At 70.3% G+C, this 19223-nt stretch carries 21 protein-coding genes; 16 read left to right on the forward strand and 5 right to left on the reverse strand.

Annotated features, from left to right (window positions below; translation table 11 throughout):
- Positions 1-306: 306 nt before the first annotated feature.
- From DWB77_RS11125 to rlmN, 4 genes are all read right to left on the reverse strand, one after another.
- Positions 307-1347, reverse strand: coding sequence for an ABC transporter ATP-binding protein (locus DWB77_RS11125; protein ID WP_120721114.1), 1041 nt, complete (start codon positions 1345-1347; stop codon positions 307-309).
- The gene (locus DWB77_RS11130; RefSeq protein ID WP_174248695.1) at positions 1347-2975 is read right to left on the reverse strand and encodes an ABC transporter permease; all 1629 of its coding nucleotides are present in this window, start codon (positions 2973-2975) and stop codon (positions 1347-1349) included. Before DWB77_RS11130 ends, DWB77_RS11125 begins: the two co-directional genes overlap by 1 nt.
- A gap of 62 nt (positions 2976-3037) precedes the next feature.
- Complete coding sequence (locus DWB77_RS11135) at positions 3038-4135, reverse strand: thiamine ABC transporter substrate-binding protein (protein ID WP_120721115.1); 1098 nt, start codon at positions 4133-4135, stop codon at positions 3038-3040.
- 266 nt (positions 4136-4401) lie between these two features.
- On the reverse strand, positions 4402-5508 hold the full coding sequence (rlmN, locus tag DWB77_RS11140; RefSeq protein ID WP_120721116.1) for a 23S rRNA (adenine(2503)-C(2))-methyltransferase RlmN: 1107 nt from the start codon (positions 5506-5508) through the stop codon (positions 4402-4404).
- A gap of 254 nt (positions 5509-5762) precedes the next feature.
- On the opposite strand from rlmN, the gene DWB77_RS11145 reads away from it, so the two are divergent.
- A complete protein-coding gene (locus tag DWB77_RS11145; RefSeq protein WP_120721117.1) occupies positions 5763-6539 on the forward strand; it encodes an NUDIX domain-containing protein in 777 nt (258 codons plus the stop codon).
- Here DWB77_RS11145 and DWB77_RS11150 read toward each other — a convergent pair.
- Positions 6523-7656: a helix-turn-helix transcriptional regulator gene (locus tag DWB77_RS11150; protein WP_174248535.1), complete on the reverse strand. Its 1134-nt coding sequence runs from the start codon at positions 7654-7656 to the stop codon at positions 6523-6525. The genes DWB77_RS11145 and DWB77_RS11150 overlap by 17 nt on opposite strands.
- Positions 7657-8201: 545 nt before the next feature.
- Here DWB77_RS11150 and DWB77_RS11155 point away from each other — a divergent pair.
- The 15 genes from DWB77_RS11155 to DWB77_RS11220 all read left to right on the forward strand — a co-directional run bounded on the left by DWB77_RS11155 (position 8202) and on the right by DWB77_RS11220 (position 19210).
- Complete coding sequence (locus DWB77_RS11155; RefSeq protein WP_120721118.1) at positions 8202-8471, forward strand: DUF6284 family protein; 270 nt, start codon at positions 8202-8204, stop codon at positions 8469-8471.
- A complete protein-coding gene (locus DWB77_RS11160) occupies positions 8468-8911 on the forward strand; it encodes a Pycsar system effector family protein (RefSeq protein ID WP_120721119.1) in 444 nt (147 codons plus the stop codon). Before DWB77_RS11155 ends, DWB77_RS11160 begins: the two co-directional genes overlap by 4 nt.
- On the forward strand, positions 8908-9765 hold the full coding sequence (locus DWB77_RS11165; protein WP_120721120.1) for a DUF2637 domain-containing protein: 858 nt from the start codon (positions 8908-8910) through the stop codon (positions 9763-9765). Before DWB77_RS11160 ends, DWB77_RS11165 begins: the two co-directional genes overlap by 4 nt.
- Entirely contained in the window at positions 9765-10151 is a 387-nt protein-coding gene (locus DWB77_RS11170; protein ID WP_120721121.1) for an RRQRL motif-containing zinc-binding protein, read from the forward strand. The genes DWB77_RS11165 and DWB77_RS11170 overlap by 1 nt, the downstream gene beginning before the upstream one ends.
- A 40-nt stretch (positions 10152-10191) precedes the next feature.
- Positions 10192-10368 (forward strand): hypothetical protein, encoded by a 177-nt coding sequence (locus DWB77_RS37750; RefSeq protein ID WP_162952513.1) that lies wholly within the window; start codon positions 10192-10194, stop codon positions 10366-10368.
- Between the two features lie 20 nt (positions 10369-10388).
- Positions 10389-10763, forward strand: a complete 375-nt coding sequence (locus DWB77_RS11175; protein WP_120721122.1) for a DUF6251 family protein — start codon at positions 10389-10391, stop codon at positions 10761-10763.
- 50 nt (positions 10764-10813) lie between these two features.
- Positions 10814-12895, forward strand: a complete 2082-nt coding sequence (locus DWB77_RS11180; protein ID WP_120721123.1) for a cell division protein FtsK — start codon at positions 10814-10816, stop codon at positions 12893-12895.
- 150 nt (positions 12896-13045) lie between these two features.
- Entirely contained in the window at positions 13046-13315 is a 270-nt protein-coding gene (locus tag DWB77_RS11185; protein WP_120721124.1) for a hypothetical protein, read from the forward strand.
- Positions 13306-13491, forward strand: coding sequence for a hypothetical protein (locus DWB77_RS11190; protein WP_120721125.1), 186 nt, complete (start codon positions 13306-13308; stop codon positions 13489-13491). The genes DWB77_RS11185 and DWB77_RS11190 overlap by 10 nt, the downstream gene beginning before the upstream one ends.
- Positions 13492-13577: 86 nt before the next feature.
- Positions 13578-14264, forward strand: a complete 687-nt coding sequence (locus tag DWB77_RS11195; RefSeq protein WP_120721126.1) for a DNA cytosine methyltransferase — start codon at positions 13578-13580, stop codon at positions 14262-14264.
- Positions 14261-14911, forward strand: a complete 651-nt coding sequence (locus DWB77_RS11200; protein ID WP_174248536.1) for a class I SAM-dependent methyltransferase — start codon at positions 14261-14263, stop codon at positions 14909-14911. The genes DWB77_RS11195 and DWB77_RS11200 overlap by 4 nt, the downstream gene beginning before the upstream one ends.
- The gene (locus DWB77_RS11205) at positions 14908-15741 is read left to right on the forward strand and encodes a bifunctional DNA primase/polymerase (RefSeq protein WP_120721128.1); all 834 of its coding nucleotides are present in this window, start codon (positions 14908-14910) and stop codon (positions 15739-15741) included. Before DWB77_RS11200 ends, DWB77_RS11205 begins: the two co-directional genes overlap by 4 nt.
- A 2-nt stretch (positions 15742-15743) precedes the next feature.
- Positions 15744-17219: an ATP-binding protein gene (locus DWB77_RS11210; protein ID WP_120721129.1), complete on the forward strand. Its 1476-nt coding sequence runs from the start codon at positions 15744-15746 to the stop codon at positions 17217-17219.
- Positions 17220-17674: 455 nt separating this feature from the next.
- Positions 17675-17908, forward strand: a complete 234-nt coding sequence (locus DWB77_RS11215; protein ID WP_120721130.1) for a helix-turn-helix domain-containing protein — start codon at positions 17675-17677, stop codon at positions 17906-17908.
- Between the two features lie 75 nt (positions 17909-17983).
- A complete protein-coding gene (locus tag DWB77_RS11220; RefSeq protein WP_120721131.1) occupies positions 17984-19210 on the forward strand; it encodes a tyrosine-type recombinase/integrase in 1227 nt (408 codons plus the stop codon).
- Positions 19211-19223: the final 13 nt, after the last annotated feature.

Consider the following 19223-nt stretch of genomic DNA (forward strand, 5'->3'; position numbering starts at 1 on the left):
AATCTCCCCAAGGCCTTAAGGGCCAGGGGGGACCCCCATGACAGGCTGAGGTGCTGGCCAGCACCGAGTAGTTAGGGGCGCGGGGAACTGCGCGACCAGCCACGCACGGTGCGAGGACGAAAACGGGTTTTGGGGGCGCGAGGAACTGCGCGAGAAGCGACCACGATCCGCAGGTTCGGGAGGGTCTAGGGGCGCGGGGAACTGCGCAAAAAACGACCACGGCCCGCAGGCGCAAGCGGGCTCAGGGGCGCGGGGAACTGCCCAAAACGACCACAACCCGCACCCAGAACCCCACCCCCGGAGGGTCTAGGGAAGGGGCGGGGTGGGGCGAGGATCCAGGACCACCACACCCTCCGGCGCGAACACGACCCCCACCCCCGCCCCCACCCCCGGCGCAGCCCCAACCTCACACTCCGCCTCGAGCACCGGCCCCACCCCCGGCCGCAGCCGAACCCCCACATGACTGCCCCGGAACGTGCGGGCGACCACCAGGCACCCCAGCCCCTCCCGCTCCGGCACGAGCCGGACGCCCGCCGGGCGGATCAGGACGTGGGCCTCGCCCTGGGCGGAGCCCGGCGGCACCGGCACCTTGCCCCAGGGCGTGGAGGCCGCCTCGCCCGTCACCGTCGCCGGGACCACGTTCTCGAAGCCGAGGAAGCGGGCCACGAACTCGGACGCCGGGCGCTGCCAGACCTCCAGCGGGGTCCCGCTCTGCGCGATGCGGCCGTCCCGCATCACCACGACCCGGTCGGCCAGCGCGAACGCCTCGCCCTGGTCGTGGGTGACGGCAAGCACCGTGGTGCCCAACTGGGCGAAGACCGAGCGGAGTTCGACCACGAGGCGTTCCCGCAGGGTGCGGTCGAGCTGGCCCAGCGGCTCGTCCAGCATCAGGAGGCGGGGCGAGGGGGCGAGCGCGCGGGCGAGGGCGACGCGCTGCTGTTCGCCGCCGGACAGGGCGGCGACGGCCCGGCGCTCAGCGCCCGGCAGCCCGACCAGTTCGAGCAACTCCCGTACTCGGTCGGCCTGTTCGGCCCGCGAGGCGCCCCGCATCCGCAGCCCGAACGCCACGTTCCCGGCGACGTCGCGCTGGGGGAAGAGCTGGTGGTCCTGGAACATCAGGCCGAGCCCGCGTCTGTGCACGGCCACCCCCGCCTGGTCGGCGCCGCCGAGCAACACCCGTCCGCCGTCCAGGGGTTGGAGCCCGGCGACGACCCGGAGCAGCGTCGACTTGCCGCTGCCGCTGGGCCCGAGGACGCATACCGTCTCGTGCTCGGCGACGTCCAGGTCGACCGCGTCGAGCGCGGCCCGCTCCCCGAACCGTACGGTCACCCCGTCGAGTGTCAGCATCAGAACTCCCCGCTCCGGTCGGTCCGGATCCGTTCCAGGACGAGCAGCGCCACCGCGCACACCACCATCAGAATTGTGCTGAGGGCCATCGCCTGGCCGTAGTTGAGGTCGCCGGCCCGGCCGAGGAGGCGGGCCACGGCGACGGGCAGCGTCGGATGGTCGGGCCGGGCGATGAAGACGGTCGCCCCGAACTCCCCGAGGGAGACCGCGAAGGCGAAGCCCGCCGCGACCAGGAGCGCGCGGCGCACCAGCGGCAGGTCCACTTCGCGCCAGGCCCGCAGCGGGGACGCTCCGAGCACGGCCGCCGCCTCGCGCAGCCGTCCGTCCACCGCGCGCAGCACCGGCAGCATGATCCGTACGACGAAGGGGGTGCCCACCAACGCCTGGGCGAGCGGCACCAGGATCCAGGAGGTTCTCAGATCGAGGGGCGGCTCGTCGAGGGTGATCAGGAAGCCGAAGCCGACGGTCACGGCCGAGACGCCGAGCGGCAGCATGAGCAGGGCGTCGAAGCCGCGCATCAGCCGGCCGCTGCCGCGCCGGGTGAGGGCGGCCGCCGCGAGGCCGCCGACGACCAGCGCGATCGCGGTGGCGGCCAGGGCGTACTGGAGCGAGTTGCCGATCGCCTCGATGGGCGGCACGAGGAAGCTGCCGTTGTCGCCGGCGTCCTGGAGCGCCCGGTAGTAGCCGAGGCCGTAGCCGTCGGGGGTGTCCAGGGAGCGTTCGACGAGGACGCCCACGGGGAGCAGGATCAGCAGGGCGACGACGGCGAGGACCGAGGCGAGCAGCGTGCGCTGCGCGGCGCCGCGCGGGCGGTGGGACGTGTGCGCCGGCTCCACGAGGCTGAGGGCGCTCTCGCGGCGGCGTACCGCCCAGGCGTGCACGGCGAGGATCGCGCCGACCGCCGCGAACTGGGCGATCGTCAGGACGGCCGCGGTCGGCAGGTCGAGGAGTTCGGCGGTTTGGCGGTAGATCTCCACTTCGAGGGTGGAGAAGGTGGGGCCGCCGAGGATCTGGACGACGCCGAAGGAGGTGAAGGTGAAGAGGAAGACCATCAGCGCGGCGGCGGCGACGGCGGGGCCGAGCGCGGGCAGCGTGACCCTGCGCCAGGCCGCGAGGCGGGAGGCGCCGAGCACGCGGGCGGCCTCCTCCTGGCGGGGGTCGAGCTGCGACCACAGGCCGCCGACGGTGCGTACGACGACCGCGTAGTTGAAGAAGACGTGCGCGAGCAGGATCGCCCACACCGTGGTGTCCAGGCGCACCCCCCACAGCTGGTCGAGCAGCCCGCCGCGGCCGAGCAGCGCCAGGAACGCGGTGCCCACGACGACGGTGGGCAGGACGAACGGCACGGTGACGACGGCCCTCAGGAGCTGTTTGCCGGGGAAGTCCAGGCGTGCGAAGACATAGGCGCCGGGCAGCGCGATCAACAGGGTGAGCGCGGTGGAGGCGAGCGCCTGCCAGGTGGTGAACCACAGGACGTGGGCGATGTCCGGGTCGCCGAGTACCTCGCCGACCCGGCCGAACTGCCAGGCCCCGTCGGCCTTGAGCCCGCGGCCGACGATGGCGGCCACGGGCCAGGCGAAGAACACCGCGAAGAAGGCGAGCGGCCCGGCCAGGAGACCGAACCGCACCGCGTTGCCCCGCAGCGCACCGCGTCGCCCCGCGCCGCGCCGCGGCTTGCCCGCGGGGCGCTCTACTTCAGGACGAGCGAGGACCACGTCTTGACCCACTGGTCACGGTTCTTGGCGATCGTGTCGGGGGCGACGGTGGTCGAGTGGGTGATCTTCGCGCCGAAGGTGGTGAACTCCGGCGGGAGTACCGCGTCCTTGGCGACCGGGTCCACGAACATGTTCAGCGGCATGTCGTCCTGGAACTTCTTGGAGATCAGGAAGTCCAGGAGCGCCTTGCCGCCGGCCTCGTTCTTGGCGCCCTTGAGCAGGCCCGCGAACTCGGTCTGGCGGAAGCAGGTGCCGGTGGCGACGCCGGTGGGGGCCTCGGTGGGCTTCGGGTCGGCGTAGATCACCTCGGCGGGCGGGCTGGAGGCGTAGGAGACGACCAGCGGCCGGTCGCCCTTGGCCTTCTTGCCGCCGGCCGAGCCGGAGAAGTCCGTGTTGTAGGCCTGCTCCCAGCCGTCCACGACCTTGACGCCGTTGGACTTCAGCTTCTTCCAGTAGTCCTGCCAGCCGCCGTCTCCGTACGTGGCGACCGAGCCGAGCAGGAAGCCGAGGCCGGGCGAGGACGTCGCCACGTTCTCCGTGACGAGCAGATCCTTGTACTCGGGCTTGATCAGGTCGGCGAAGGACTGCGGGGGGCTGAGCTTCTTGTCCGCGAAGTACTTCTTGTCGTAGTTGACGCAGATGTCGCCGGTGTCGATGGGCGTGACTCGGTGCTTGGCCTGGTCGAGCTGGACCTCGGCGGGCACCCGGTCCAGGCCCTTGGCCTCGTACGGCGTGAAGATGCCGTTGTCGAGGGCGCGCGAGAGCAGGGTGTTGTCGACGCCGAAGAACACGTCGCCGCGCGGGGAGCCCTTGGTGAGGATCTCCTGGTTGAGGGCTGCGCCGGCGTCCCCGGACTTGAGCACCTTGACGGTGTAGCCGGTCTGGGCGGTGAACGCCTTGAGCACCGGATCCGAGGCGGCGAACGAGTCATGGCTGACGAGCGTCACGGTCTTGTCGGCGGATCCGTCACCCGAGCCGGACTTCTTGCCGTCCGAACCGCCGCAGGCCGCCAGCGTGGTGACCCCGAGGGCGGCGGCGATCGCGCCGGCCGCGAGCCTCTTGGTACTGCGCATTTCTTCATTCCTCCTGGAGATGACCAGGAAGAGACGCGGCCCTGCCCGCACGACGAGGCGTCGTGCGGGCAGGGCGCAACAGCTTGAGTAATCGCCGAACTTCCTACCCCGAATGACCGGGGCAAGGTTCAGAGGGTCTGCGGTCCGTGTCCCTTGCGGGTACCGCACTCTCAGCGCTGTGGCGCTCCCCTGTCGGAATATGCAGATGTTTCCAGCCAGGTTACACGGGGGTCCTGACAGGGCCCCCGGCCGTTCTGCCCCTTGGACTAGCGCTCGGAGGCGGCGAGCTGGCCGCAGGCGCCGTCGATCTCCTGGCCCCGGGTGTCGCGGACGGTCACCGGCACGCCGTGGGCCGCGATGGCCTCGACGAACGCCTTCTCGTCCTCGGGCCGCGAGGCCGTCCACTTGGAGCCCGGCGTCGGGTTCAGCGGGATCAGGTTGACGTGCACCCGCTTGCCCTTGAGCAGCCGGCCCAGCAGATCGCCGCGCCACGCCTGGTCATTGATGTCACGGATCAGGGCGTACTCGATCGAGATGCGGCGCCCGGACTTCTCGGCGTACTCCCACGCCGCGTCGAGCACCTCGCGGACCTTCCAGCGAGTGTTGACCGGCACCAGGGTGTCGCGCAGCTCGTCGTCGGGGGCGTGCAGGCTCACCGCGAGGCGGCACTTGAAGCCCTCGTCGGCGAAGCGGTGCATGGCGGGGACCAGGCCCACGGTGGAGACGGTGATGCCGCGCTGCGACAGGCCCAGGCCGTCGGGCTCGGGGTCGGTGAGGCGGCGGATGGCGCCGACCACGCGCTTGTAGTTGGCGAGCGGCTCGCCCATGCCCATGAAGACGATGTTGGACAGACGGGCCGGACCGCCCGGCACCTCACCGTCGCGCAGCGCCCGCATGCCGTCGACGATCTGGTGCACGATCTCGGCGGTCGACAGGTTGCGGTCGAGGCCGGCCTGGCCGGTGGCGCAGAACGGGCAGTTCATGCCGCAGCCGGCCTGCGAGGAGATGCACATCGTGACCCGGTCCGGGTAGCGCATCAGGACGGACTCCACCAGCGTGCCGTCGTGCAGCTTCCACAGCGTCTTGCGGGTGGTGTCCTCGTCGCAGGAGATGTGCCGCACGACGGACATCAGGTCCGGCAGCAGCTCCTCCTGGAGGCGGCCGCGCGCGGCGAGCGGAATGTCGGTCCACTCCGCCGGGTCGTGGGCGTACCGCGCGAAGTAGTGCTGGGACAGCTGCTTGGCGCGGAACGGCTTCTCGCCGATCGCGGCGACGGCTTCCTTGCGCTCGGCGGGCGAGAGGTCGGCGAGGTGCCGCGGCGGCTTCTTGGCTCCGCGGGGGGCGACGAAAGTGAGTTCTCCGGGCTTGGGCATGGTTCCTCAAGTGTCTCAGACGAATCCCGCTGACCTCGGCCCCTCGCGCCGCCGGGTGGTGGTTGACGGTGGTCACTGGTGATTGTTGGCGGCCCTCGGACGGCCCAGAGACGGCCCGGGGGCCGCTCCCATCCATCCCACAACCAAGCAGGTTGGAGCGGTATCTCTCGATGATTTCATCACCCATCCCCCAGGCTGGCACGCGCCGATACCCTGGCCAGCACAAGCCGCCGATCGGGGAGTGTGCGCCAAGGATGGGACCCAAAACACAGAGGGTCTACGAGACGATCCGATCCTGGATCGAGGACGGCCGGTACAAGGCCGGGGACAAGCTGCCCTCGGAGCGGTCCATGTGCGCCGATCTTGAGATCGGGCGTACCGCACTGCGTCAAGTTCTGGCCCGGCTGGTTAACGAGCGCTTGATCAAGGCGTACGACCGCAGCTCGTACCGTGTGCTGGCCGGTGGCGATACTCCGACGCCAGCGGAGGGGGAACCCTGGGTCATTCACGGGTCACGCACGGTCTACGACAACCGCTGGGTCAACCTGGATCTGGTCGACGTGGAGCCACCCGGCGTGGAGCGCTTCGAGCACCACGTGGTCCGACTGTTCCGGGTAGCCGTGACGGCCGTGATCGACGAGCAGGACCGCGTACTGATGCTGTGGCGGTACCGGTTCGTTCCGCAGCAGTGGGGCTGGGAGCTGCCCGGGGGAATCGTGGACCCTGGCGAGGAGGCCGCCGCGACGGCCGCCCGCGAGACCGAGGAAGAGACGGGGTGGCGGCCCGGCCCGGTCGAGCACGTCACCAGCTACCAGCCGATGATCGGCATGGTCGACTCCCCTCACGAGATTTTTGTGGCCCGGGGCGCCGAGAAAGTAGGCGAGCCTACAGATGCAGAAGAGGCGGGCGAGGTCGCCTGGATTCCTCTGGACGACATCCCGCGCTTGATGTCCGAAGGCAAGCTCATGGGGTCGGGCACGCTCGTGGCCCTGCTCCACATCCTGGCGTCGCGCACTACAGGCGCCCGGTAAGCATCTCCACCCGTCGGCGATACCGCACGGACCCCGTGCGGTTCGCCACCAACCTGGCCTGTTGGAGATGGGACCGCGCTTCCTCTAGCTCTCCCCGAGCCAGATGCGCCTGGGTGAGGTCGCAGTGAAGGCCAGAGGATGCGCGCACGAAGGACGCGTCCGCGCTGCCCAGAGAGGCGTACAGCTCGTCCATCGCTGAGGCGTCCCCGAGCTTGGCGAGCACGTTCCCCCGCCATCGGGCGAGGTGCCCAGCGTTGAGGAAGATGCTCAGCATGTCGGCATCACGCGTTTCCCCGTCATCTGGAAGAAGTGCGTTCGCCCGCTCAAGCGCCGCTCGCGCCGCCGCCTCCATGTCGGGCCCTGCCGCCGCGCACAGCTCTGCCTCCGCAGCCGCAAGCCACGCCCGGAGTCTCGGCGACTGCCGCTCGGCATGGGTGCGCTGAGCGTCCCGCACGAGTTCAACAGCGAGCTGCGGTCGGCCGGCGTCGGCGAGTACGTACGCCTGCTCCCCCATGGCATGAGCCAGGTACATCGGGGAGTCGGCATCCTGCGCAGCCTTCTTGGCAAGCTCGTACCGACGCCAAGCCCTGTCCACTGCACCGGCGTCCAGCGCCTGCCACGCGGCGAGGGTCGATGCACCCGCGAGGGCTGCCGCGATGGGGCGTCGCGCCCCCGGCAGTACGGCAAAGGTCAGCGCATCCTCCATCGCAGCCAAGTGGCCGTTCATCTGGTCGACCAAGCCAGATGCGCCCAACTGTCGATCCATGGTGCGGAGTAGTTCTGTCTGCGCCAGGAACGACGGAACCACGGATTCACTCAGGCTGCTGGCTGCGTCGATCCGGCTCAACAGGTCCGCGTATCCATCGACTTGCGGCCCTCGGACCGCAGCTTCGCTCCGCAGTTCGGCGTCAGTGGCACCGAGGAGGGACCGGAGGATCGACGCATACCGGTCTGTGATGGCGCGGCGGCCGTTCTCCCACTCGGAGATATAGGTCTTGAGGCTCGCGGCCGAAGCGATGTCGATCAGCCCTCGTTCCGCGAACCGCTGCATCTCGTAGACCAATCGGTCCTGAGACCAGCCTCGCGCGGTCCGTGCAGACCGTAACCCCTTAGCCATGCCGCCTCCCGCAAAGCCCCAGGTGAGAGTGGGTTAACACCCTTGAGGTTAACCCCAGTTGGCTACCGAGACGCCCAACTCTGGCCGTTCTCTAGAAGAGCACACCGACACGCAGTCCCCGTCAGGGGGTTGCAGCTGGTGCGCACCAGATGTCAGTCTATTGGTGCGCACCAGATAGGACCCGAAAGGGCCTAGCTGGTGTACCGCGCGCAACGCGTGGTGGTTCGGGATTGCTCGTCTGAACGCGGCTTCGGCCGCGCGCTGCGGGCCCTGCGCTGGTCGTTCCTTGACAACTGAATGGGGATCACGCCGCCTCTCCTCGGCCAAGTAGGCGGCCACGCGGGCCTCTCGCGTGACGTATAGCGCTACCCCAACCCTCCGCAGCTTTCTGCGGGCCGGTTGCCTCCTCTGCCCGTCCGGCCCGCGTGGTCGTACGGGCGGAGCTGAGGGGAGCCGGATTGACCGACTTCAACGGCGCGCGGCCCCGGGTGGCTAGACCCGGGGCCGCTTTCGAGCCGTTTCACCTGCTAGGGAGACCACGACTCATGAAGCACATCGCTGCACTTCAGACGGGTGTTACCGGCACCCTGCCGGACATCGAGCCGACACCGGCCGAACTCGACGCCATCGACATCGAGATGCCGCTGATCCTGGCGGAAGTCGAGTTGCTGGACGCAGAGATCATCACGCTCGACCGCAGCCCGAACGAGCTGGATACCCGCCGCATCCGCCGGGCCCGCCGCAACGTCCTCAGGGCCCGCCGGGCACTCACCAACCAGTCGGCCGCACTGGGCACGTCGGGGGTGGGCGCGTGACCGCCAACGACCCGCTCAACACCGCCCACGCCGAGGTGAAGGCGGAAATCTCGCGGACCGACAGCAAGGTCAGTCTGCTGCTGGCGTTCATCGGCGCACTTCTGGCCGGCGCGGGCTCGGTCGCCAAGGACATCGCGCCCGGCGTGAGTGTCTGCGCCGTGGGCGGGCTCGGCATGGCGACGCTGGTCGGTGCGGCGGGGCTGTTGCTGCGCTCGGCCCGCCCGAACCTGCGGGGCCGTCACGGCTTCCCGCTGTGGGCGACCCTGACGGCCGAGGAGATCACGGCGGCCGTGGCGACGGACCGGGCGGCTGACATCGCGGGCCTGTCCCGGATCGCGGTCGCCAAGTTCACCGCCCTGCGCCGCGCGGTCGACCTCACGATGGCCGGCGGCGCCCTCCTGGTCGTCGCGCTCCTCCTGCACGTTGGGGGTGCGGCATGAGGGCGAACCCGAAGACGCTGCTGGTGCTCGCGCTGGTGGCGGTGGTCGGGGTCGCGTTCCGGGTCTCGTGGAACGCGCTCAGGGACGTGGCCCGTGCGATCGGCGCGGACCACACCGCCGCCACGCTCTACCCGTTCGTCGTCGACGGTCTGATGGCCCTGGCGCTGGTCGCCACGCTCGTACTGACCGGAGACGCCCGACAGTTCGCCCTGCGGGTGCTCGGCACCTACACCGCCGCCTCCCTGGTCCTGAACTACGTCCACGGACTGATTCCGGCGCTGCACCAAGGGTCGGTCGACTGGGGACGGCTGGCCGACTGGAACGCCGCGAACTACGCGCTGGTCCTGCTGGCGACGTCGCTTCCCGTCGGCTCGATCTACTTCGGATCCGACCTCGTCGCCAAGGTCCTCCACCACCAGCCGACCCCGACCACAAATGCGGATGAAAGCGCCGAGATCGTGAGTAATCGGTCGATGGCTGACCAGGGCGAACCCACCCCCGCCCCGGTCGTCGTGAACGCGGCACCGATCCCGCGTGCCGTGCAGGTCGGGTTCCTGAAGCCGACCGTGCCGCTCAAGCCGCTCCCCGCGATCCAGCCCGCGCCGGTCCGGTCCAACTCAACGCTGGCGGCCGACTCGTCCCGGCCCCGCCGGGCGACCGGTCGGGTCCCCGACGTCGCGCGGTCGGCCCGACCGAAACGCACCCCGGCCGAACTCCTCGAACAGGCCCGTTCGGCGTCGGCCGACTGGCCCGACACCCATCTGACGGCCGACCGGCTCCGTAAGACGGTCCACACGTCGGCGGAGAAGGCCCGGGGGCTGCGGGACGCTCTGATCGCTGAGCGGGCCGCGTGATGGGCACCGCGTACGCGAAGTGCTTCGACCCGTCCGGCGCCCGCTACGGCATACCCACCTTCCCGTGGAAGTTCGCCCCCGACGGCTACGCCACCCGCCGACAGTTACGCGCCCAGGGGCTGCGCCCCGGGGGCCAGCCGGTCGCCGGACAGGTCATGCGCCGCTCCCGCCACCACGAAACGGGCGTGAGTGTGGCGTTCCTGTACCGGGTCGAACTGGCCCTGCCGGTCCGCCCGATGACGTCGCGGAAGTGGGGTGCGCTCGCGCTGGCGATGCTCGCCCGCCGCACCTGCCCGCGCTGCCGGGTGGTCTACAGCTACTGCATCCCGCGCTCACTCGGCATGTGCGTGCTCTGCGCCTACCCCGCCGACCAGCCCGCCGCTTGAACCACTCGCCCAGCCACACCCACCGCCGTGGAGGCATCACGTGTTTGGCAAGAGCAAGACCCAGAAGTTCGGGTTCCGGCACACCTCCCGGGTTGTCCGCGACATGCGGGGCACGTTCGTCGCCTCCTGCTCCTGCGGCTTCACCGCGACCAGTGCGGACTACACCACCGCGTTCAACAAGGCCGGTACGCACGTCCGCAACGCCAACCGGCGCTGACCTTCCGGAAGGGACATCCCATGGACTCGCTACCCGAGGTCGCCCGGGTCGTGCAACTCCCGGACGGCACCTACGCCTACGCCGACCGCGCCCCGACCATCCCGCCGGCGGGCGCACCCCAGATCGTCCACCAGCACATTCACCAGGCTCCGCCGGACCGCACCGTGCAGCGCATCGCGCTCGGGTCCGGTGTCGGCGCCGGGGCGGTGGCGGCCGGGGTCTACTTCGGCCCGCTGCTGGTCGGCGTGCTCACCGCCATCGCCGCCAACCTGGCCCTCCTCGCGTTCCTGTGCGTCGCCCTGGCCTGGGGCGTCGTCACCGTCGTCCGCTCCATCGGCGGCACCGAAGGCCAGCGGGCCGCGACGAGCGTGCGCCGCGCCCGGCGCCGCCGCTAACCGCGGCTTCTCACCCCACCCCCTTCTTCGAGCAGCGGGAGCACCCTGCCATGTCTGACGCGACCCCCGGCCCGCACCTGAAGGCCGTCCCCGACCTCGACACCGACCCTGACGCCCCGGCGGTGCCGACGGCGGTCGACAACCCGAAGCTGCCGGACCCCAACGTCCGCATCGAAAAGCGCCGCCCGGTCCTCGCCGGGTGGCTGACCAACCGCCGGGACTTCCTGGCCACCGCCCGCCACGCCGGCGCCAACGTCGGCTACGCGGCCCTGTTCCACGGGGTCCGCCTGCCCGTCTACGCCGGCCGACTCTCGCTGAGGGCCCCGTTGGGAGCCTGCCGGTTCGTCGCCTCCACCAACCGGTGGGTGTGGGACCGCGAAGCCGCCCCGTTGCGGGCGTTCGCGGTCCGCAACGAGGACATCGAGGAGTACATGCGCCTGGCCCGGCTGCGGGCCGGACGCGTCAAGCTGCGCGGTCTGGTCACGCTGGTCGCGGCCGTGTTCGGCCTCGGCTTCGCCCTCTACCTCTACGTTCTGGCCCCGGAGTTCCTGTACGCGTTCGCGGCCGGTGGGGTGCTCCTGCTCGGCATGGGCGGACAGCAACCCGACGCACCCGTCGTAGGACCTGCGGTGTTGAAGACCGAGATCCAGAAGCTCACCGGCTCCATCGTGCTGCGCGGCCTCGACTCGATCGGCAACGCCAAAATCACCGCCGCCATCAAGAAGGGCGGCGACATGAACGGCCTGCGCTTCACCTCGGAGATCGTGCGCGACGGGCCCGGCTACCGCGCCGACCTCGATCTCCCCTACGGCGTCACGCCCGAAGACATCATGGACGCGCGCAAGCCGCTCGCCTCCGGACTGCGGCGCAAGGTCGGCTGCGTGTGGCCCGCCCCCGACCCCGAGCAGCACGAGGGTCGGTTGGTGTTGTGGGTCGGCGACCGGCCCATGAACGAGACGACCAAGCCCGCGTGGCCGCTGCTGAAGGACGGCCGGGTCGACCTGTTCAAGCCCGTCATCTTCGGCAACGACCAGCGCATGCGCTGGGTCGAGGTCACCTTGATGTTCGTCTCGATCGTCATCGCGTCGGTGCCCCGCATGGGCAAGACCTTCCTCATGCGGCTGCTGCTCCTGGTCGCCTCTCTCGATCCCCGGGCCGAGATCTACGCGTTCGACTTCAAGGGCACCGGCGACTTCGGCGCCCTGGAACCGGTCTGCCACCGCTACCGCGCCGGCGAGGACGAAGACGACATCGAATACGTCGTCCAGTCGTTGCGGGAGCTGCGCACCGAGCTGCGCCGCCGGGCGAAGGTCATCAAGTCCCTGCCCCGCACCCGGTGCCCGGAGTCCAAGGTCACCCCCGAACTGGCCAACGACAAGAGCCTGGGGCTGCACCCGATCGTGGTGGCCCTCGATGAGTGCCAGGTGCCGTTCGAGCACGACAAGTACGGCGCGGAGATCGAGGAAATCTGCACCGACATCACCAAGCGCGGCCCAGCCCTCGGCATCGTCGGCATCTTCGGCACCCAGCGCCCCGACGCGAAGTCCCTGCCGCCCGGCATCAGCGCCAACGCCATGCTGCGGTTCTGCCTGAAGGTCATGGGCCACACCGCCAACGACATGGTGCTCGGCACCGGCGCCTACAAGGCGGGCATCCGCGCCACGATGTTCTCCCGCTCCGACCGGGGCATCTGCTGGATGGCCGGTGAAGGCGACGACGCCCGGATCGTGGCATCCGCGTTCGTGGACGCGGTCGGCGCCGAACGCGTCGTCGCCCGCGCCCGCACGATGCGCGAGGAGTACGGCAACGTCACCGGCCACGCCATCGGCAAGGGCCCCGACGCCACCGGCACCGGCTCCGACGTCCTGGCCGACGTCCTCAACGTCATCGCCAGCGACGAGAAGGCCGTGTGGTGCGAGCGCATCGCCACCCGCCTCAGCGCCGCCCACCCCGACACCTACGCCGGATGGCAGGGCGAGAACGTCACCGCCGCACTCAAGCCCTGGGGCATCAAACCCGCACAGGTCTGGGGCACCACCGACGACGGTGAAGGCGCCAACCGGCGCGGCATCAAGCGCGCCGACATCACCGCCGCCATCACGCGCCGTAACGCCGACCGGGCCGCCGCCTAGCCCGAGCAGCGCTGCTAGACCTAGCACCCGCCACCGCTAGGCCTAGCAGCCCCGCTAGCACCCCCTAGGGCCACTGATCAGCGAACTAGCGTCTAGCGGCCCACCTGCGCAAACCCCCAAAATCCTGCCTGTGAAGGGAAGTGAGCCCCCGTGGCGCTCGCTAGCCTCGCCCTCCTGCTGACCCTCGCCGGTTACGCAGCGTTGTGCGCGATCTCCCCGTTCGCCCGCTGCCGCAAGTGCCAGGGCAGTGGCCTGCGCCCCAGCCGGGGCCGCTCCCTCAAGCCCTGCCGCCGCTGCCGGGGCCACCGCTACCGGCTCCGCACCGGCCGCCGACTCCTCAACACCGGACGCGACATCCACCACACCGGCACCCGCCCCAACCCTCAGCGATCCGAAGGAGAAACCACCCCATGGCACTGACCGACAAGGACCCGCACAACCTCCGCGAAACCCTCCGCGTCATCCGGCTCTCCGCCCAGGCCACCAAACGCCAGGGGCGCGGCAAGTCCACCAAGCGCATCAACAACGAGATCGACCGCATCCGCGAGACCGCCCAGGCCCGCGAAGACGCCCGCCGCAAGCCCAACCACCGCTAGCTACGCCAAGGGCGGCCCCCGTCTCGCCAAAGTCCGGGGCCGCCCTTGCCAACCAGTCACCTGAGAGAGAACTGGAGACATCCAGCATGACGCAACCGACCGACATCCGGCGAGACGGCCCCCGGCCAACCTGTCTGGACGCGTTCTCCTGCCAGGGTGGCGCAGGCATGGGCTACCACCGGGCCGGGTTCGAGGTGACCGGCGTCGACAAGGACGCCCAGCCCCGCTACCCGCTCGGTTTCCACCAGGGCGAGGCCATCGCGTTCATCCTCACGTTCGGCGCCGGCTTCGGCTTCATCCACACTTCCCCGCCCTGCCAGCACGATTCCGACTGCCAGCGCCTTCGGGGTAACGCGCACCCGGACCTGATCGGCCCGACCCGCGACGCCCTGAACGCCACCGGACGGCCGTGGGTGATGGAGAACGTCCGGGGCGCTGCGGGCAAGCTCCGCAACCCCGTGATGCTGTGCGGGGCGATGTTCGGCCTCGCGACGTACCGGCACCGGTACTTCGAGACCGGCGGCGGCTTCGCCCTCCCGCAGCTCCCGCACCCCGAACACACCGTGCCCCAGGCCAAGATGGGCCGCCCCGTCCCGCCCGGCTGGTACGGGCAGTACGTAGGCAACTTCTCCGGAGTCCAGCAGGCCCGCGACGTGCTCGGCGTGCCGTGGATGAACCGCGACGGCATCCGCGAATGCGTCCCCCCGGCCTACACCGCCTGGATCGGCACCCACGCCCTGGCCGCACTCCGCCCGATGGCGGTGGCCGCATGAACGCCCGCTTGCTGCCTCTGCGCAAGCCCAACGGACTGCGGGTCCTGGACCTGTGCTGCGGCGCCGGCGGCCTGTCCATGGGCTACTACCTGGCCGGGTTCGACGTCACCGGCGTCGACATCGCCCCACAGCCCAACTACCCCTTCACCTTCCACCAGGCCGACGGCCTGGACTACGCCGCGCGCCACGGGCACACCTTCGACCTGGTCCACGGCTCGTGGCCCTGCGAGCGCTACGCCACCGTCACCAGGTGGCGCGGCAACCCCGGCGACCACCCCGACCTGATCGGCCCCGGCCGCCAGGTCATGCAGGCGACCGGACGCCCGTGGGTCATGGAGAACGTCCCCGAGACCGCCGCCGCAGGCCTGCTGCGCCCCGACTACCTGCTGTGCGGGACCCAGTTCGGCCTGAACCTGCGCCGCCACCGGGGGTTCGAGACGTCGTGGGGCGGGGGCGGCGACCTGGTCCCGCCCTGCTGGCACCGCAAGGGCCTGCTGGCTTTCGACCACAAGGGCGAACGCGCCTACGCCGACGCCATGGGCTGCACCTGGATGACCAGCCTCGAAGCCCGCAAGGCCGTACCCCCCGCCTACACCCACTGGATTGCCACCCAGTACCTCGCCCTCGAAAGGAGCACCGCCGCATGAACGACCAGCTGAGTACCGCCCTCGACCTGGCTCGCACCGGCCTGCCGGTGCTGCCCCTACGGGCAGGCAAAGTCCCGTTCGGCAACTGCCGTCGCTGCGCGGACAACTCTTGCGGCGGCCGGCCGAACATGAAGAACGCGGGACCCTGCGCCTGCCCCGGCCCCTGCCACGCATGGGCCGCCGCCACCACCGACCCGGACATCATCAACTCCGCTGTCTGGCGCCGTGCATGGATGCGAGCGACCGCGGTCGCCTACCACCCCGGCGGGGCCGGGCTGACGGTCGTGGACCTGGACAACGCCGACGCCATCACCTGGGCCCGCAGGAACCTGCCCGTCACGACGACCGTCCCCACCACCAGGGGCGAACACTGGCTCTACCAGGGACGGATGCAGTCGGCCAACGCCGTGCGCCCCGGCGTCGACATCAAGTCGACCATGCAGTACGCCCGCTGGCTCGGCTTCGGCACCGGCACCATGGCACCCCTGCCCGACGCCGTGCGCGCGCTCATCGTCAAGCCGTCCCCGGCCCGACGGCCGACCGCCGTGGCGGTGGCCGCGCCGGCCGGGGGCGGGCAGTGCCCGCACCGCACACCCGCCTACCTGGAACGCGGTATCGCCATGGCGGAGCAGCGCATCACCGAGGCCCGCAGCCAGGTGCACGCGACGGTGTACCGCACCTTCCTGGCGGTGCTGTCCACCCACGGCCGGTGCGGCTGCCTCACCGAGGCCCACACGGCCCGCCTGTTCACCGCCGCACAGGCCAAGGGCGAAACCGCCCGGCACTGCGCGGACGCGTGGACCAACGCCCGCACCGCACTGGGGATGTAGCCATGGCCGAGGACGAGAAGGACCCCGCGCGGAAGGTCATCACCGAGTACGCGCAAGCGCACTTCCGGTACTTCCGCACCACCGAAGGGACCGTGTACGCGCAGCGCAACGGCCACCCCGTCGCCCGGCCGATCCGCTCCCAGGGCACGACCGGAAGCCACCGCCAGGAACTCATGGTCGACCTGTTCCGCGACGGGCACGGCGTGTTCAACGGCACCGCCATGAAAGAGGCGCTGGACCTGATCGAAGCACTCGCACTCGCCGAAGACGTCCAGCCCACCCACATCCGCGTGGCCCCCGGATTCGACGGGGCCACCTGGCTGGACCTGGGCCGCGACGACGGACAGTCCGTCCGTATCCACCCCACCGGCTGGGAGATCCTCGTTCCCGACCCGCGTGAGGTGTGCTGGCGCCGCACCCAGCTCACCGGCGAACTCCCCCTCCCGGCCACGGACACCGACGGCAAGGGCATCGACCTCCTGTTGGGCCTGTGCAACTTCGCCGGCCCCGCCACCGAGTGCCTGGCCATCGCCTGGCTCCTCGGCTGCCTGGAACCCTCCGTGCCCGTCCCCGCCCCGTTCCTCACCGGCCCCCAGGGCGCGGGGAAGTCGACCGGCGGGCGGATGCTGGTCCGCATCCTCGAAGGGATGACCGGCGACCTGCGCCGCGCCCCGAAGGATGAGGAGAACCTGATCACGGCCGTGGCCGCCGGATGGGTCACCGCCCTCGACAACCTCTCCCACCTGCCCCCGGACCTCTCCGACCTGATGTGCTGCATCGTCACCGGGGCCGAGAGCATCAAGCGCGCGTTGTTCAGTGACGGGGACGTCTACCGCTCCCGCTACCGCCGGCCGCTTCTGTTGACCGGCATCGACGTCGGCGTCATCCGGCCCGACCTCGCTGAACGGCTGCTGCCCTTGCGCTTGGAGCGGCCCCGGGTGCGGCGCACCGAGGCGGAGTTGTGGGCCGACTACGCCGAGGCGCTGCCCGTCGTCCTCGGCTCGCTCCTCGACCTGGCGGTCAAGGTCCGGGCCGCCAACGCGGTCACCCCGACCGACCTGCGCATGGCCGACTTCGCCCACCTGTGCGCCCAGTTCGACACGGTGTCCGGGCTCGGCACCCTCGACGCCTACCGGGCCAGCCTGGACGACCTGAACGACGACGTCATTGAGGGCGACCTGCTCGCGCAGACCGCCCTCAAGCACGCCTCCACCCTCGAACCGGGCACCGAGCAGCGGATGACGTCGGCCGAGTGGCTGCACGCCCTCACCGGCCTCTACAGCGGCGAGGAATGCCGCCCCCTACCCAAGGGCTGGCCCACCACCGGCAAGGTCCTCTCCGACCGCCTCAAGCGCCTACAGCCCACCCTCGCCGCCCGGGGCGTCCTCGTGGACTGGGGCCGCAACAAGACCGCCCGCTACATCGAGATGGCCCGCCAGGCCCCGCCCCCGGGCCCCGAGCAACAGACCGCGTTCTAACCGGCGGCCCGGCCGGGCGGACAAGCAAGAGGAGCACGGCGCGCCGGGGTGCTCCTCTTGCTTGTCCCGGCGGCGGCAGCCGCTCGGCAAGGGTCGCGCCGCGAAGCGGCCCCGCATTCACGCTCGAAGCAGCACCGCACCACCATAGAAACCACCCCCCTCTTTTCCTAAGAAGGAAAGCTCTGCGTCACCCGCGTCACCACGGCCTCCCACACGGCCCCTGACCAGCCACAACATCGATGACGCAGACCGCCAAATCCTGCGTCATCGTGCGTCACCTGCGTCACCGGCGCGTCACCCGATGACGGAAGGCTGCGTCACCGATGACGCAGACCCCGAACCCCTGCGTCACCCAAAACCGCAGGTCAACGGCCCAGGTGACGCGGATGACGCGATGACGCAGAAATCCCCGCCTCGGACAGCACAGGCACCCCACCCCGAAGGAGGCACCCGACATGCGCCCGCCACCGGCCGTCGCCGACACCCTCCGCAACGGCATCCCGGACCGCTACCTCACCCCCGAAGACCTCGCCGTGATCTTCAAAGTGCCCCTCGAAACCGTCTACGCCTGGCGCAAGACGCGCACCGGCCCGCCCGGATTCCGCATCGGCAAGCACGTCCGCTACGACCCCGCCGAAGTACTCGCCTACGTAGCCGGGCGCAAGGACGCCGACCGCGCCGCAGCCTGACCCAACACCCCGCCAACACCCCAGGGGGGCCACGTCGTGGCCCTCCCTTCGCCATCCCGAAGGGAAGCGCGTTTCATGGCAGGCCACATCCAAGACCGCTGGTACAAGACCGAGATCGGTCCCGATGGCAAGTCCCGTCAGATCAAGTCCGACCGCTACGGCCTCGGGCTCCGCTACCGGGCCCGGTACATCGGGCCCGACGGAACCGAAAGGTCCAAGAGCTTCCCAGACAAGCAGAAGCGGCTTGCCGAGAAGTGGCTCGCCAACATCGAGGCCGACATGTCCCGGGGGCAGTACATCGACCCAAGGGCCGGCCGGATCACCTTCCAGAGCTACGCCACGAAGTGGTTGGCGGGACAGGCATCGGCCCTGTCCAGTCAGATCGAGATCGAGCGACGCCTCAGGCTGCATGCGTTCCCGCTGATCGGCTCTCGCCCGCTCGATTCGTTCCGACCCCAGCACATCCGGGAGTTGCTCGGCGCGTTGGAGGCCAGCTCCATCAGCAACTCGTACGCGCGGAACATCTACAGCGACGTTCGGGCGGTTCTCTCCGCCGCCGTGGATGATGAACTGCTCCCCCGCAACCCCTGTGCGGTGAAGTCGGTTCGGCCTCCGACGAGCGAGCCTCGGAGGGTCATCCCCTGGAACCCCGAGCAGGTGCGTGCCGTGCGCGCTGCCCTCGCGGACCGGTACCGGGCTATGGCGGATATCGGGGCGGGGTGCGGTCTCCGCCAGGGTGAGATCGTCGGTCTCGCTGAGGACGCGGTCGATGTGGAGGGCGGAGTACTGCGTGTCGTACGTCAGGTGAAGCTCATCCGGGGTACCGCCGTGTTCGCTCCGCCCAAGTGCGACAAGGAACGGGACGTGCCGCTGCCCGCCTACGTGGCTGGCTCGCTGCTTGAGCACATGGCCACGATCAAGCCCGTGGAAATCACCCTGCCGTGGCGGAAGCCGGACGGCCCCAAGGTGACGGCACGCCTCCTGTTCACCAACCGAGCGCACGGCGTGGTCTGGCGCAGCAACTTCAACATTCAGGAGTGGAAGCCGGCGCTTGCGGCGGCCGGGATCATCCCGGAACCCCAAGAGGGCGGTTCTTACGCCTCAGCACGAGAGCACGGGATGCATGCACTCAGGCACTTCTACGCATCCTTGCTCTTGGACGCTGGCGAAAGCATCAAGGCGGTGAGCCAGTACCTGGGGCACTCCGACCCGGCGCTGACGCTCCGGGTGTACGCGCACCTGATGCCGCTAAGCCGCGAGCGTACGCGGAGAGCCATCGACGCTGCCCTCAGCTTCGAATGACCGCTTCGATGGG

Source organism: Streptomyces hundungensis (assembly GCF_003627815.1).
Classification (GTDB): domain Bacteria; phylum Actinomycetota; class Actinomycetes; order Streptomycetales; family Streptomycetaceae; genus Streptomyces; species Streptomyces hundungensis_A.